Source organism: Vibrio sp. GLN_1 (assembly GCF_043106015.1).
Classification (GTDB): Bacteria; Pseudomonadota; Gammaproteobacteria; order Enterobacterales; family Vibrionaceae; genus Vibrio; species Vibrio parahaemolyticus.
The window spans coordinates 1,005,981-1,020,632 of the sequence record NZ_JBICMD010000036.1 but is presented as its reverse complement, the minus strand read 5'-3'; the positions used below and the strand labels follow the sequence as shown (position 1 = coordinate 1,020,632).

Genomic DNA, 14,652 nt, shown 5'->3' with positions numbered 1-14,652 from the left:
ATTCACAAATAGGTTGTGTGATCAGTTGCTTAAATCGTGATGCTGCTATCATGAACTAGTTAAATAGTACGAGATTGATCTTGTCTGGAGGAAAATGTGAGTAAGAGGAACAAAAAAGGTCCCGAAAGACTCTAGGCTGTCACAAGGGTCTTTCGGGACAAACAGAGTACAAGGAAGTGTACTCTGCGATGGTGTCTGAAAACGAAAGTTAGATTCGCTTCCGTTGGCAGATGTTAGGGATTTCAAGCCATGTTATGTCAGCGAAATGTCACAACTCTTGAATTAACTCAAAAGCTTATTTTTTATTTTTGAACAATGGGTTACGGAGCTTTCTTGTTTTTGGGATTAAAGTTATTTAGAGGGTTTTAGTTATAAAAAAAGCTTGCTAAATAACAGCAAGCTTATCTCTTTTTAGCACACGTGGATGCGCAGAAATCAGTGTTTACGTCCTGAGCCGTTTCTAACGATGTCTTTACCGTTGTCGTAAACGTGTTGTGAGACCCAACGGCCCAACAAAAGTTGGTGTTTGTCGCCTAAAACTGCAACAAAAGGACGGCCGTCAGTGTTTGTTGTCGCTAGTGCAACGCCAGTTACCCCTTCCAAACCTAATGCACCGCTCTCGACTAAATGCAGAAAAGCTTCTAACTCTTCAAGACTTTCAATGACGTGGTTATCAATGTTCATGGTATTCGATCTCTTTGAACTGCCGATATTTTGTGGTCGCGTACTCTACATAAGTTAGGCACAGAAACCAAGTTCCCGCTGAGTTATGGTCGGTTTTGCGCTGATTCACTTATTGTTGGGGGGCACAGGTTAGAGTGGATTCACACAAAACAATGTGGCTTGGTTGCAAGCTGACTTTATGGTTGGAGAGTGAAAGAGGCGATGCAATAATCGGCGAAACAATTTCTCTTTGAAGGTTGCGATGAAAAAGGTTTTGATTACCGGTTTTGAACCGTTTGGTGGTGATGCAATAAATCCGGCGTTGGAGGCTGTGAAAAGGCTAGAAGAAACAAGTCTTGACGGAGGCATTATTGTTACTTGTCAGGTGCCTGTGACGCGTTTTGAGTCCATCAGTGCTGTGATTGATGCGATTGAAGCGCATCAACCAGATTGTGTTATTACCGTTGGTCAGGCCGCGGGTAGAGCGGCAATAACGCCCGAACGCGTTGCAATTAATGTGGATGACTTCCGAATTCCAGACAACGGTGGCAATCAGCCAATCGATGAGCCCATCATCGAACAAGGCCCGGATGCGTATTTTTCGTCTTTGCCAATCAAGCGTATTGCTCAAACTTTGCATGAGAGTGGCATCCCTTGTCAGGTTTCTAATAGCGCGGGGACTTTTGTGTGCAACCACCTGTTTTATGGTGTGCAGCATTATCTGAGGGACAAATCGATTCGGCATGGATTTGTGCATATTCCGTTGTTGCCTGAGCAAGCGACGGATGGCAATCACCCGTCAATGAGCCTCGATATGATCGTGGCTGGCCTAAAGTTGGTGGCACAAGTTGTCATTGATCACGAAAGCGATGTTGGGGTGAGTGGTGGACAAATTTGTTAGTAAGCTACTGAAATAACTAATAAGTTACTAAGCGTATGTTCTGCCAAATGTTAACTTGCTCAAATTTTGCTTGCTTCGAAAGGAGTAGCATTAGAGTGTCGGATTGAAGGTGTATGACTTTCGTTCGGTGCCCTTGTCACAGGAGGTGTCAGGGGCTTACTCTCAAAAAAGGCGAGTTATCATGAAAAGCAACAAAAGTAAGGCTATTGCACTTATCTCTGTCGTTGTTTTCGCTTTGGCTATCGCTGCGCTTAAATTCGAAAACACGCTCGGAATCCTTCCTATCTTAGTCGCGATTATCGCATTCTTTACCTGTGTCATTCACACCAGTATGTACCTGTCGAATGTGAAACGTGCAGAGGCGGTAAGTCATTCTGACTATTCTCAAAACTCAAACCGTCACACATTAAATCAAGACATAAGCGAGCGTGATAAAAAGCGTTGAAGCAAGTCACATTCTCCGTATACTTTGCCCCAGCACTAATGCACGACTGTGTCGGAGAAAAACATGTCAAATCGAGTACCTACCAACATACTGACCGGATTTTTGGGTGTCGGTAAAACGACCACGATTTTAAATCTTTTAAAGAACAAACCTGAAAGTGAAAATTGGGCGGTGTTGGTCAATGAGTTTGGTGAGATTGGCATCGATGGTGCATTAATGACCGACCAAGGTGCGTTGATTAAAGAAGTGCCGGGCGGTTGCATGTGCTGTACCGCAGGCGTTCCTATGTCTGTTGGTATTACGGCATTATTGCGCCAAAAGCCAGATCGTTTGTTGATTGAACCAACAGGCCTTGGTCATCCAAAACAAGTGATTGCGACGCTGACATCAGAGCAATATCTGCCATACGTTGATTTAAAGGCGACCATCGCGTTGGTCGACCCTCGTAACTTGAGCGATGAAAAATACACGTCTAATCAAAACTTTGTTGATCAGCTAGACAGTGCCGATGTGGTGATTGGCAGCAAAGTCGATCTTTGTTCAAGCCATGATATTGATGTGTTCAACGATTGGGTTACCGATCAAACGCCAGCTAAAGTGTTCAGTAAGTTGATTCACAACGGCGAGCTGCCGATTGAAGTTCTGGATATTGAACGCGTACACGGCAGTGCTTCTTCTCATATCGAAATGCATCACCATGAGCATGCACACCAAGAGCCTCAGTTTCAGTTACCGCCGGGTGAAGCATTCATCCGTAAAGAGAACAAAGGGCAAGGCTATTTCAGTTGTGGCTGGCTATTTGGCGCTGAATACAAGTTCGATTTTGATAAGCTGTTCTCGATGTTGTCTGACCTAACCGCCGAACGTGTGAAAGCGGTAGTCAACACCAATCAAGGGTGTTACGCATTTAACGTGGCAAATCGCGTGGTATCGGTCAACGAAATCAGCTTAGAAGGGTTTGAATCACGACTTGAAGTGATTGATTCTCAGCTTCTCCCTTGGGATGAACTAGAGCAAATATTACTGCAACTTGCGGGTGTTGAAGGATAGGGCATTCGGCATTCTTCGCGCAAATGTTGGAATGAAACGGTGAATCGACTGCATGGCAGGGGTCACCGTTTTTTCTTTTATCGAGTTTCAGTGAGAAAAGTGAGATAAATCACTCAAATTCGGGTATAGTGCACGGCTAAATTTTTAAAGCTATTTTAAGTGGTTTGTTTAAGGAATACGCTCAATGTCATTTTCATCTCAAGGTTTTGCGCCAGAAGTGGTTAAAGCACTGGCAGAATGCGGTTATGAAAAGTTAACGCCAATTCAACAGAAGGCGATTCCAATGGCTCGTAAAGGCCATGATATTTTCGCTACAGCACAAACAGGTACTGGTAAAACTGCAGCGTTTTCATTGCCTATGATTCAACAGCTGCTAGACAGCGGTCGTACTGCTTCTCGTAAAACCGCTCGTGCACTTATCCTGGCACCAACGCGTGAACTGGCAGAACAGATTGCTGACAACATTAAAGCGTACACTAAGTACACAGACCTATCGGTTGTGGCTGTATTTGGTGGTCGTAAAATGTCTTCACAAGTTTCTGCTTTAGAAAACGGCGTCGATATTCTGGTTGCAACGCCAGGCCGCTTGGAAGAGCACATCGAACAAGGCAACGTTTCTGTTGCGAACCTTGAGTTCCTTGTTTTTGATGAAGCTGACCGTATTCTGGATATGGGCTTTATTCACGCTGTTCGTAAGATCATGTTGGACGTAGATACTGATCCGCAAATCATGATGTTCTCGGCAACGACTTCAAGCCAGCTAAATCTGTTAGCGAAAGACATTTTGCGTAAACCAAAACGCATCGAAGTAGAGCGTGCAAATACTACCGCGCACACTGTTGCTCACGTACTTTACCCAGTCGATCAAGAACGTAAAACAGAACTGCTTTCTGAACTGATCGGTCGCAAAAACTGGCAACAAGTTTTGGTGTTTGTAAACTACAAAGAAACCGCAAATGATGTGGTGAAAGAGCTGAAACTTGACGGCATCAAAGCAGTAGTTTGTCACGGTGACCGTGCTCAGAGTGCTCGTCGTCGTGCGCTAGAAGAGTTCAAAACGGGCAAAGTTCGCGTCATGGTAGCAACGGACGTGGCGGCGCGTGGTTTGGATATTGAAGATCTACCTCACGTAGTGAACTACGATATGCCTTTCCTTGCTGAAGATTACGTTCACCGAATCGGCCGTACTGGTCGCGCGGGTAAGCAAGGTCATGCGGTTTCGTTCGTAAACCGAGATGAAGAGCTAACGGTTGTTCAAGTAGAAAACCTCATCCAGCAACGCATTCGTCGTATCGAACTTGCGGGTTATGAGCCAAAACAGCGTGAATCTTACATCGAGAAATTGAACTCGAAACCGGCGTTTAAGAACCGTCAAGGTCGTCGTAATAACCCTAACCAGTCTGCGACAGACCAAGGCTCAGCAGAGCGTCGTCTTGCAATGGTGAAGCGTTTGAAAGCGCGTCGTGGCACGAACTAAACACTGTTAGATAATTACATTCGTTTGTAACGAAAGAGCCCCTCAATTGAGGGGCTCTTTTTATTTGCCGTCTAGTGTTGGTTTAAGAGGCTAATTTAAACCGAGCATATTCGGCTCACCACGATAGATAATGCGATCGTTTCCACGGTGAATACCAAACGTGACTATTGTTGGCGGGTTTTCTTCTTCGGGAGTCGAAGTTTCCCAGTCATATTTGAGCCAAGGAAGTTGGTTGCCTGAGTGGTCTAGATTTAGGCTGAACTGAATTTGTTCTCTTGCCGCGTCAATTTGGCTTGCAATGATGTCGTTGGTTCTGCCAACACTCATCTTAGCAACACCAGATAACTGGGCGTTATTTACCGGTGCGTTCGACCAAATAGGCGTGCTGGTGTAGTACGCACCATTTGCGGTTGTCGAGTTGTCATCAAAGTTTGTAACAAATCTACCGTTTTGCCACACCTCTACGTCCAATGGCACTTTGATCTTCATGCCTTGATTTCCGCCAACATCCTTAAAGTTCAAACGACCAAAACGAATGTCTGGTTGTTTCGTCAGAATTTTACCGCCATCGAAGAAGTTCACCTCATCAACCACGTGAGTAGTCACTAAGCCAATTTTACTGCTCTTGCTGTTTGCATCGCGGTTGAACGGGCCATCAGGGTAATGGCCTTTAGTTTTATCTTTCTCCCAACACGGGCTGTTCTGACACGTTGCATTTGTAGATGCTTTTTCAATAACAAACTGACCGATACTGGCATCGCCGATGAGTTTCCATTCTGCCTTTTGTGGTGCTGGTGGCACAAAACGATCTTGGTATCCGCCAAGCTCTCCTAAGTAAAAATGCTGTTGTAGACTTGGTGCAAAATGGGCGTAGTTTTTTACGTCCTCTTTGTTTGCGTTTAGCGCAACCACATCGTAGGTAACTTTCTCAAACGGTTGATTCATGTATACAAAGCCTTGGTTTTTAGGGTAAGTCCAATCTTGACTTTGCACTTTGAAGTACTTCGGATAGAAACGTCCGATATGGCGATAACCTTCGTTAACCTTCATGCCAAAATACGTACTGCCGAGGTTTGCTTTCACTTTCAAGCTGCCGACTTCTGCCCAATACAATCCGCTAAAAACGAAGCGATGGTTCTTGGCGGATTGGTGTCCTTGAGTTAACGCATAATTACTTTTCAACAGCGTCGAGGTTTGGTTTGCCGTGTTTAAAGGCGAGTGTTGCTCGCTCGACAAAACAACCGATGCTGCTGGTGCGCCATCATGCATAAAGTTGGTCGTGACCAAAGCATCACAATAAGCTGATGAGTCGATAGGAGCACTGATAGAACCCCCTTTTTGCCAGATGACGGGTTTCACTGTTAACGAGAAATGTTCGCCAGCGGCAATGAACTTATCACCTTGTTCGGATGTGCCTGAAGGCAAGGTGTTTTGGTTCTCACAGATTGCCAAGGTCCATGGTCGCGAGTACACATTAAACTTGCCTGTTACTTCAACTGTGCCGTCGTCCGGACACTCTGAAAATCCTTTACATTCGAATTGGTCGGATAACGTCACCTCGAACAGTCCGGATTCGTTAGTAATTAAGCCATGTTCCGATAATCCGTCTTTGAACTCAGCAGAATAACTAAAATCACCTTCGCTTCCGCCGAGAGGTTTAATCAAAGGGTGAACTACTTTGGGTCTACCATTGTAATTGCTGGCAACGACGGGTTCTCCTGTGGAGGCACAAGCGAGCAGACGGGTATGAACATTTTCTGGTTTACCAGCGATGACGCGAATTTCACTCAGTGTCCGTCTTTCATTTGAATACGCTTCGAACATAAACGGCGTAAACATGAAGTTGACTGTTTGCTCCTTAGCGGAGTCTCCGACCATCGTGAAAGTCAGATAGTAATTGGCGTCTAATGCGATCTTATCGATGTCGTTTGGAATCACACGAACAACGAGCTCACCACTATCGTTAGATTGAAACTGGTTTTCAGTTGAGGTCGGTTTCCCTTTCACTACTTCTAGCGTGAACAAGTCGGGATCAGACAATATTGCCATCACGGGTGCGCTGACTACTTCATCGTTGTTGGTTGTGATCGCTGTGAATTGCGGGAGATCGTCACCGCACATCAACGCCATGTCATCAGATGGTGTCACCGTCAGGCCCAAGTCATCGTTACTTGGAGGCAACATGCTACACTCGGGCGGCGGAGTTGCGGTGCTCGGACAAATGGAGCTCGAGTAATCGCAACGTGATTGGCCAACACCGCAGAACTGAGAATACTTGCCAGTTACACTATGAGGGTGCGAACTTCCCGGCGTTTGTTGGATTTCGCCGCAAACCTGACTTCCAACACCTTGATTAAAGTTTAATGTCTGGAAGTACTTAATCGCAGTATCTTTCGCGTAGAACGAACCGTTCAGTGCGGCAGATGCACCTTTGGACTCCGTCGTGCCGTAAACCGCCATATCATCAATAAGCAGAGAACTGTGCGCCACAATATCACCGACGACGAAATGTTGTTGGAAAGGGTGATTCGTCTTGAGATGCAATTGATGGCCTTTTGATTCAATGGTGCCACAAACGTTAGTATTGAATATATCGGTCGTACTGTGAGTCAAAATTTTACCAATAATGGTGTTGTACTTACCGTCAATATGAAGCGTCGACCCCGTTAGCTCTATATCCCCATCGATGAGAACATTATGCAGTTTTGTTGGGTAGGCCGACAGAAGGTCACCATAAATAACAGTGTGTTTGTTTTGGTAATCTTCAATGCTAGAAGCTTGCTCATTGTTAACCTTCAACTCGACTGAAAGCGAGCGAAGTGAGATGCGTTTATTAGGTTCACCAATTCGGTTATTGCCCTCTAAAACAATGCCTTGATGAGCTTCTAGTATGACTTCGTTCTCAGGTGAAGAGGAGATGATGGAATCACCAGCGGGTAATACGATCTTGCCATGGCAAAAAAAGGTAGTGTCTGTTCTTTGAATATCAAAAGAACTATGAGTTGAGCATATTTGGTTTAGCTCAGATGGTTTCGCAACGTCATAAACCGTTGCTTGTGCTGTTAACGGCATCAACATGGCCGTAGCAATAACGCAGTAAAGACGCATCATTAAGTATCCTAAATCTCGTGGAACTGAATGACATCAAGCGAGAGAAAATAAGTGTCTCAGAGAAATAGCGGCTAAATATTATTAGAAGAACCGCTTAGTTATTGAACTATGGGGATTTTTATTTCGTATGTCATACCATAGTGGTGTAAGGATATTAGAACTTAGATGGGTTGTTTGTTCAATAGATAAATGTGACATAAGTCGCATTGATCGTGTAAGTATTTGTTAGTAAATGATAATAAAAGGTGAGACTCTGCCAGAATAAGGCTAAGTGATGGCCTTATTCTGTACAATTATTCGCTACGCCGCGTGGTCGAGTAGGGGAGCCATCTGATACAACTCCTCAAGAATGGCTTTGGTTTGTCGTGAATACACCAATCGGTCACGGTCGCCTACAAGTTGAATCGCTTTTACCTTACCAGATACCAAACACAGCCTTAATGTTCTCAGTACCATTTGAATATCCAGCGATGGCGTACCTTCAAGATTGTTTTTCGTTGATAGCGAACCCAAATCTATCGTCACAATGATTTGGTCACAGTGATCCAAATAATTGCTGATTTGCTGCTTTACGTGGTTGCGATGTCTGAACGTAAACTCACGATCCGTTACCCAATCACAGCCTTGATCTTCGGCGTATTCCAAGGTTTCTTGTTTCGTGTCTTGCTCGCTTACGCCAGCAAAAAATAGTCGCACATTTTGATAGCGAGAAAGGGCAAAGTGAAACGCTGAACCCATGCGAGGTTCAAGCGTCGGCTTTAGGCTCATCTTATGGCCGATATTCACAATGCCCACTTCATCGCGGTACGACACAACGACAGGAAGCATCGATAAAATGGCTTCCGTGCAGTTAGAAACCAACACTGGGATAGAGTGGCGAGAAAGCGATAGGCTCAATGCTTCCTGAAATTCACCACTCTCTAATTTTGAGTGAGAAAAATGACCGAAATTCGCTGCTGTCGCGTGATCATGTTGTTGATACAACCATTCGCTCGCGTTTTCCAAACTTTGGTCTGCTAATTCAAACGCACCTTTAGACATAGGGGCTAAGTGTTCGCAAACCGTCATAAAAGAAAAAGGATAATGATGCGGCTGCTTTGGTGTGTGATGAAACTTATAGCGTTTGAAAAAGCTTAACATGTTGAATTACCTTTCTGGTGGTAGTGCCCTTGCCGCCTGCAACACATGCAAAATAATGCGCTGCTTATCCTTTTCTACTCGGTGTGCCGGAGCCATAACCGAAACTGCGCCAACCAGCTTACTTCCTTTCATGACTGGCGCGCTGATACCAGAAACACCAGGGTCAATCTCGGAGGTACTTACGGCATAGCCGTTCTTTCGGATTGTGGCGAGCTCTTTTTCCCATTCGTCTAAGCGATGATCTTGGCTAAAGTAACGTAAGATCTTTTCGCAGCGACTTTGAGGCATAAAAGCCAGCATCACTTTAGATGAGGCGCCACGAAGCAGGGGTTGACTTTGACCCTGGACGAAGCTGCATCGTAGCGCCTGCATACTTTCTTTTTGTCTGACACAAAGCGCTCGATAACCCGATGGCACCATGTACGCCGCCATTTCCCCTGTTTGCTGCACCAAGCGCGCCAAGATGGTTTCAACCATATCAAGGCCGTGCTGAGCGGTTTCATAGCTGTGCATCAACAGTAAGGCTGCTGGTCCAACAACAAACGTCTTGTCATGCACACTTTCTTCAATCAAGTTCCATTCTTTCAGCAGTTTTAGATGTCGATACAAACTGCTTAATGGAACGTTCAATTGTTCGCTGAGTGTTTTCGCAGAGACTGGGAATTGGCTTACCGCAACTTGCATTAATAATTGCAGTGCCTTTTCGTTTACCTGATTAGCGTTGGCTTTGTTTAATGTCATGAGAGAGTTGTAACGTGTTAAAAGATATAGGACAAATATAATTCTTAATCACTGAGAAAAGAAAAATAATTTTTATGAGTAATTCTCACTTAATGAGAAAATGGCAGTGAGCGGTTAAACATTGAAGAAAACTTGGAAAGTGGATGTCTCACCTTTGAGTCTCGTGCCACTAAACTGGAACTTAAACAATTAAGATTTTGTTTTATTTGCGAGAGTAGGAGGTGTCTCGCATACTCAATAAATCTAATGAATAATATTGTAAACGTGAGTTGCTGGTGGGTATCGTTTTCTCGATACCATCTGAGTCAATCGGTTTATAAAAGGTCGCTTTTATATGCTGAATAAAATGCTTCTTAAGAAAGCTGCTATCTTTTTTCTGCCACTTCCTTTGGTATTTGCGGAGGTTTTGTATTTGGCACACGAGAGTGTGCAAAGTAACCTCGATCACTTGCTCGAAAAGAACATACAAATCGCGGATGAAATTCTCTTTCAAATTGAGACTGAAAACCGAACTGCGCTTATTCATCCAGAACGGTGTGAGCAGTTGCAGCAAAACCTGATGTTTGAGCGAGACATCGATGAGATGCTCATTGTCAAAGGCGATGAGATCATTTGCTCATCGAAGCTTGGACACTTATCCAAACCGCTTTCTGAATACTTAACCTTCAGGCCCAATCATGCCTTAACCTTCGGCCAGATAAACGGCTTAGATGAACCATTGCTGCTAGTGGTGACTCAAGGGCAGCAGACATATAAAGCCATCACCATCATTGATAGAGACTATTTTGGCGCGACAATTGGATTTAACAACGATTTACGCCTCAAGCGGTCAGCTTTGTTTATTCATGACGACGTGGTGCCCGCTGGCGCATCCAGAAAAGGTACAAACCCGATTGCTTTTAATGAATCTAAGGTGTTTGAATACCAAGCGCTCGCTGAAGCTAGCGATTTATTTGTCGAGCAAAAATTGATTTCTTACATCATCTATTCAGTGCCTATTATCGCGATGATTTATCTTTGCTTATACGCGTTAAACAAGTTTGTCGATCCACAAAGAAACCTTTTAGCAGAACTAAAAAAAGCACTGAAAAAAAACGAGTTAACCTTGTATTACCAACCTCAGATTGATGTTGAAAGCGGACGCGTGTTTGGTTACGAAGCGCTGATACGCTGGGAGCATCAACAAAAAGGTTTTATTGCTCCAGATGAATTTGTTCCTGCGGCAGAACAGAACGGGTTAGTATCGTTGCTGACCGACTACGTTTTAGAAAAAGCTGCGGACGATTTCTCCAAACTGACGTTTACTCATCCGGTGCATCTTGGTGTCAATGTGCCTCCTGGTTACCTTGTCGGTTCTCATGTAATAAGAAAACTGCAACTCATCCACAGAAAGCTAAGTGAGAACAATGTGTCGCTCGGCATCGAAATTACGGAGCGTCAGTTGATCAATGGGGAAGCAAGGAAGCATATTGCAGCGTTGCGTGTGCACGGAATTGATGTACTGATCGACGACTTTGGAACTGGGCAAACGTCGTTAGCATTTTTGCAGCACATGAAAATTGATTATTTGAAGATCGACAAGTGTTTTGTTGAAACAATAGGCATTCAAAGTGTGAGTGCATCCGTATTGAATGCCATCGTTCATTTTGCGGACGAGCTGCAAGTGAAGTTGATTGCCGAAGGCGTCGAAACGCCGGCGCAAGCAGAGCATTTGAAAAATATGGGAGTGCAATACCATCAAGGCTACCTGTATTCCAAACCTTTACCATATTCCCTGCTTGCGCAGCAGCCGATTTCCTAGCTCTTGTTACGCATTACCAGTGATGAATTTGAGCGCGATAACACTGCGCTTCGTCATCGAAGACAAACTCAAGATCGTTTTTGATGCTCTCAAGGCTGTCTTCTTGGTAATGGGAGACGTAAAGCAATTGGCTGAGATTTTCACGTGCAATCAGTTCCAACGTGTTTTTTACCAAGCGTCGTCCTAAAAAGTCGAGACCTTGATAAGGCTCATCCAAAATGAGTAGCGTTGGCTGCTTCACTATAGCGCGCGCGATCAACAGCAAACGTTGCTGACCGTATTCCAACTGTTTGAAAGACGTCTTTTCGTAGTGACGCATGTGTAAGATATCAAGCCACTCTTTAGCTACGTCAATCTCTTTACGCGAAGGCTGATTATACAAGCCAATCGAGTCGTAGAACCCAGACAGAATGACCTCTAACGCGCTGCAATTCACTCGGTATTGAAGATGCAGTGCAGAGGAGACCATGCCAATATGCTGTTTTATCTCCCAGATGCTTTCGCCAGAGCCTCGTTTCTTGCCGAAGATGTGGATGTCGTTACTGTAGCATTGTGGATGATCGCCAAATATCAGCCCCAATAACGTACTTTTACCACAGCCGTTTGGCCCTTTAACTTGCCAGTGTTGTCCTTTATCTATGCGCCAATTCAGGTCAGTGAAAATACGTTTTTCAGTGTATTCAACTTGGCCATTTTTTAGTTCGAAAATAGGATCATCGAAGTGCGTAGAGTGTTGGTGGCGTCGTATCAACCCCATCATCTCTTCGCTTTGTTTTTGGGATTGTGACTTGATTTGTTCGATTATCGGGTGGTTGTCCCAACTTTCTTTATTCATTGTGCTGTCAAGACTGCCGGCATTAAATAGCGCCACATGATCTATCCATTCTGGCATGTCGGACTCGCGAGAAAACGTAATCAACATCTGGACGGATTGCGAAAGCGAGTGCAAATAGGTTGCGAGTGAAGCGCGGTGGGCAACATCTAGACCGACAAAAGGATTATCCAGAAGCACAAGGTCAGGTTGGGTTGCCAACGCTCTAGCGAGCATGACTCGTCTGGTCTCGCCAGTCGATAAAACACGAAAACCGCTCTGTTTTAAATGGTGAAGGTCGAGCTCTTCAAGCAGTCTTTCCGTCGTTGCTGCATCTTGGCAGCACTCAAAAATCAAAGCATAAACGGTACTGCCTTGGTCGATACGATCGAGAAAATCGGTGTCGTCCTTTTCTAGCTCACGTTCAAGTAGTCGTTGTTGCTCTGAAAGCGATACTTGCGCGACTTTCAATTCACCAAGATCCAAAGTCCCTTGTGTGGGTTTCAGTTCGCCACAAAGCAGATCGCCTAGCAGGGAGCCGATGTCGCCTTCTGCACTGAAGATGCCCCAAGAGTCATTGTTATCGATTGTCCATTCATCAATGGAAAGTGTGGTGGTATGTCCTTGTACAGCAAGCTGACTAAAGCGAATAGCCATTGTGTTTGTCTTCCTTGTTATTGTTGTATTGGACTAGTTATAACAACTAACCAAGGGCCTAAGGAAGGGGATGTCAGTATTAATTTTAACCAAAGCAAAGATTGTTACGACCAGAAACGAAAGACTTATGTAACGAATCTGCTGTTCAATAAGTCGCGGTAATATTTCCATATAGTCATCATTATGCGTATGGATATTATGCTGCTACACTCATATGTGGCACTTATTTATTAAATGTAAGGATGCATGTATATGAGTGAAAAGGAATACGATTATCCTGCGAGCTACAGTCTCGTTTCCATAACCGACCCATCAAGTTACATCAAATATGCCAGTGCGCATTTTAATGAAGTTGCTGGCTTTGAAGAAGGAGAGTTGATAGGAAAACCACATAACGTTGTTCGCCATCCAGATATGCCTAAACAGGCGTTTAAAGACCTCTGGTCTCATCTCAAAGCTGGGAAACATTGGATGGGAATGGTGAAAAACAGACGAAAAAATGGAGGATATTACTGGGTGGATGCGTTTGCATCGCCAATCAAATACAACGGTGAAATTGTTGAATACCAATCTGTCCGTTTTAAACCAGAACGTATTTATGTCAAACGCGCAGAGAAAGCTTACGCGAAACTGCGAAATGATAAAAAACCGCTTCAACTTTACCTACCTCGTACACGTCTTTGGATGAGAGCTGCCTTTTTCCTTTTTATTTCGAACTTTTTGGGCTTGTTACTTCTAGAGATGAATCAATCACCAATGGTGGCTTTCAGCGCTGCAGCGTTACTTTCGGCATTATCCATCTACATGTTGACCAGACCAATTGAGAAGCTGGCTAAACAAGCAAGACAGGATTTCAATAACCCGTTGATGGAATATATATACTGCGGGAAAGTGAATGATCTTGCAGAAATCGAACTGGCTATGAAAATGAGGAAGCAGTTCGCGAACGCCTTGTTAGGCAGAGTAGGAGTTTCGGTAAAAGATTCCTGTGAAGAGACGAAAACGAATGCCGATAGCGCGGCGGACAACAGTGAGCGTGTTACTGAAAACCTAAGCGCGCAAAAAATCGAAATTGATTCTGTTGCAACCGCAGTGAATGAGATGCAAGCCTCGTCTTCAGAGATATCTCATAATGCTCAAGCAACCGCAGATGCAACGCTGAAAGCGCAAAACACCATGACCGATAGCCGCAATGTTATCGATAACGTTAACCATTCTGTTCTCGACCTTGTTGGCGAGTTGGGTGAGATTTCGAAAGTGGTGATGCGTTTGAATCAACAAACGGATCAAATAGGGACGGTTATTGAGGTGATTAATGGCATTGCCGAACAAACCAATCTTCTGGCATTGAATGCTGCGATAGAAGCGGCAAGGGCAGGCGAGCAAGGTCGTGGTTTTGCGGTAGTCGCGGATGAAGTGAGAACGCTTGCCAAACGAACTCAAGAGTCCACAACAGAGATCAAATCTGCGATTGAGAGCATTCAACATGGCAGTAAGTCTGCGGTTTCTGCGTTGGAGAAAGGCAACGAGATGTCTACAGGGACGGTCACTTTGCTTGGAACGGCGCTTGAGAGCATTCAGCAACTAGAGTCGTTGATCCAAGATGTTGTAGAAAGAAATCAACAGATAGCCGTCGCCATCGAAGAGCAGGTCTACGTCACGGATGAAATCAATGAGAACATCCAATCGCTCAATTTGAAATACAGCGAGTCGTATGATCTGATGACAGAAACCAACCAGATGAACAGCAGAGTGCAAAACTGTACGAATGAACTCTCTGACATGATAAAAAAATTCGCATAAGCAGCGGAAGTAAATGGCTTAGTGCTTCTCTAAATAAAGCATAGGGTAGGAG

The 14,652-nt window shown here is 44.5% G+C and carries 11 protein-coding genes; 6 read left to right on the top strand and 5 right to left on the bottom strand.

Going from position 1 to position 14,652, the window contains the following annotated elements:
- Positions 1 to 435 precede the first annotated feature (435 nt).
- Positions 436 to 684, bottom strand: a complete 249-nt coding sequence (locus tag ACF8OV_RS22305; RefSeq protein WP_025588695.1) for a hypothetical protein — start codon at positions 682 to 684, stop codon at positions 436 to 438.
- Between the two features lie 241 nt (positions 685 to 925).
- Here ACF8OV_RS22305 and pcp point away from each other — a divergent pair, with 241 nt between their 5' ends.
- The 4 genes from pcp to ACF8OV_RS22285 all read left to right on the top strand — a co-directional run bounded on the left by pcp (position 926) and on the right by ACF8OV_RS22285 (position 4,536).
- Positions 926 to 1,564, top strand: coding sequence for a pyroglutamyl-peptidase I (gene pcp / locus ACF8OV_RS22300; RefSeq protein ID WP_203504135.1), 639 nt, complete (start codon positions 926 to 928; stop codon positions 1,562 to 1,564).
- Between the two features lie 181 nt (positions 1,565 to 1,745).
- Positions 1,746 to 2,009 (top strand): hypothetical protein, encoded by a 264-nt coding sequence (locus ACF8OV_RS22295; protein WP_005462091.1) that lies wholly within the window; start codon positions 1,746 to 1,748, stop codon positions 2,007 to 2,009.
- A gap of 63 nt (positions 2,010 to 2,072) precedes the next feature.
- Complete coding sequence (locus ACF8OV_RS22290) at positions 2,073 to 3,059, top strand: GTP-binding protein (RefSeq protein ID WP_053300616.1); 987 nt, start codon at positions 2,073 to 2,075, stop codon at positions 3,057 to 3,059.
- 184 nt (positions 3,060 to 3,243) lie between these two features.
- On the top strand, positions 3,244 to 4,536 hold the full coding sequence (locus tag ACF8OV_RS22285; protein WP_005482719.1) for a DEAD/DEAH box helicase: 1,293 nt from the start codon (positions 3,244 to 3,246) through the stop codon (positions 4,534 to 4,536).
- Between the two features lie 90 nt (positions 4,537 to 4,626).
- Here the strand turns inward: ACF8OV_RS22285 and ACF8OV_RS22280 are convergent, their stop codons facing one another.
- The 3 genes from ACF8OV_RS22280 to ACF8OV_RS22270 all read right to left on the bottom strand — a co-directional run bounded on the left by ACF8OV_RS22280 (position 4,627) and on the right by ACF8OV_RS22270 (position 9,528).
- Complete coding sequence (locus ACF8OV_RS22280; protein ID WP_203504126.1) at positions 4,627 to 7,647, bottom strand: DUF6701 domain-containing protein; 3,021 nt, start codon at positions 7,645 to 7,647, stop codon at positions 4,627 to 4,629.
- A 300-nt stretch (positions 7,648 to 7,947) separates the two neighbouring features.
- Positions 7,948 to 8,787, bottom strand: coding sequence for an arginase family protein (locus ACF8OV_RS22275; protein WP_005482584.1), 840 nt, complete (start codon positions 8,785 to 8,787; stop codon positions 7,948 to 7,950).
- 6 nt (positions 8,788 to 8,793) lie between these two features.
- Positions 8,794 to 9,528, bottom strand: a complete 735-nt coding sequence (locus ACF8OV_RS22270) for an IclR family transcriptional regulator (protein WP_005462094.1) — start codon at positions 9,526 to 9,528, stop codon at positions 8,794 to 8,796.
- A gap of 334 nt (positions 9,529 to 9,862) precedes the next feature.
- Here ACF8OV_RS22270 and ACF8OV_RS22265 point away from each other — a divergent pair, with 334 nt between their 5' ends.
- Positions 9,863 to 11,329 carry an EAL domain-containing protein gene (locus tag ACF8OV_RS22265; RefSeq protein WP_025507907.1) on the top strand — a complete coding sequence of 489 codons (1,467 nt, stop codon included), beginning with the start codon at positions 9,863 to 9,865 and terminating at the stop codon, positions 11,327 to 11,329.
- A gap of 13 nt (positions 11,330 to 11,342) precedes the next feature.
- Here the strand turns inward: ACF8OV_RS22265 and modF are convergent, their stop codons facing one another.
- A complete protein-coding gene (gene modF / locus ACF8OV_RS22260) occupies positions 11,343 to 12,797 on the bottom strand; it encodes a molybdate ABC transporter ATP-binding protein ModF (protein ID WP_005498459.1) in 1,455 nt (484 codons plus the stop codon).
- Between the two features lie 252 nt (positions 12,798 to 13,049).
- Between modF and ACF8OV_RS22255 the strand changes: the two genes are divergently transcribed.
- Entirely contained in the window at positions 13,050 to 14,600 is a 1,551-nt protein-coding gene (locus tag ACF8OV_RS22255) for a PAS domain-containing methyl-accepting chemotaxis protein (protein ID WP_005487868.1), read from the top strand.
- The last annotated feature ends 52 nt before the right edge of the window (positions 14,601 to 14,652 follow it).

Excerpts from the sequence above, each read along its gene's own strand:
- ACF8OV_RS22305 (WP_025588695.1), bottom strand. The coding sequence starts at position 684 with ATGAACATTGATAACCACGTCATTGAAAGTCTTGAAGAGTTAGAAGCT.
- pcp (WP_203504135.1), top strand. The coding sequence starts at position 926 with ATGAAAAAGGTTTTGATTACCGGTTTTGAACCGTTTGGTGGTGATGCA.
- ACF8OV_RS22295 (WP_005462091.1), top strand. The coding sequence starts at position 1,746 with ATGAAAAGCAACAAAAGTAAGGCTATTGCACTTATCTCTGTCGTTGTT.
- ACF8OV_RS22290 (WP_053300616.1), top strand. The coding sequence starts at position 2,073 with ATGTCAAATCGAGTACCTACCAACATACTGACCGGATTTTTGGGTGTC.
- ACF8OV_RS22285 (WP_005482719.1), top strand. The coding sequence starts at position 3,244 with ATGTCATTTTCATCTCAAGGTTTTGCGCCAGAAGTGGTTAAAGCACTG.
- ACF8OV_RS22280 (WP_203504126.1), bottom strand. The coding sequence starts at position 7,647 with ATGATGCGTCTTTACTGCGTTATTGCTACGGCCATGTTGATGCCGTTA.
- ACF8OV_RS22275 (WP_005482584.1), bottom strand. The coding sequence starts at position 8,787 with ATGTTAAGCTTTTTCAAACGCTATAAGTTTCATCACACACCAAAGCAG.
- ACF8OV_RS22270 (WP_005462094.1), bottom strand. The coding sequence starts at position 9,528 with ATGACATTAAACAAAGCCAACGCTAATCAGGTAAACGAAAAGGCACTG.
- ACF8OV_RS22265 (WP_025507907.1), top strand. The coding sequence starts at position 9,863 with ATGCTGAATAAAATGCTTCTTAAGAAAGCTGCTATCTTTTTTCTGCCA.
- modF (WP_005498459.1), bottom strand. The coding sequence starts at position 12,797 with ATGGCTATTCGCTTTAGTCAGCTTGCTGTACAAGGACATACCACCACA.
- ACF8OV_RS22255 (WP_005487868.1), top strand. The coding sequence starts at position 13,050 with ATGAGTGAAAAGGAATACGATTATCCTGCGAGCTACAGTCTCGTTTCC.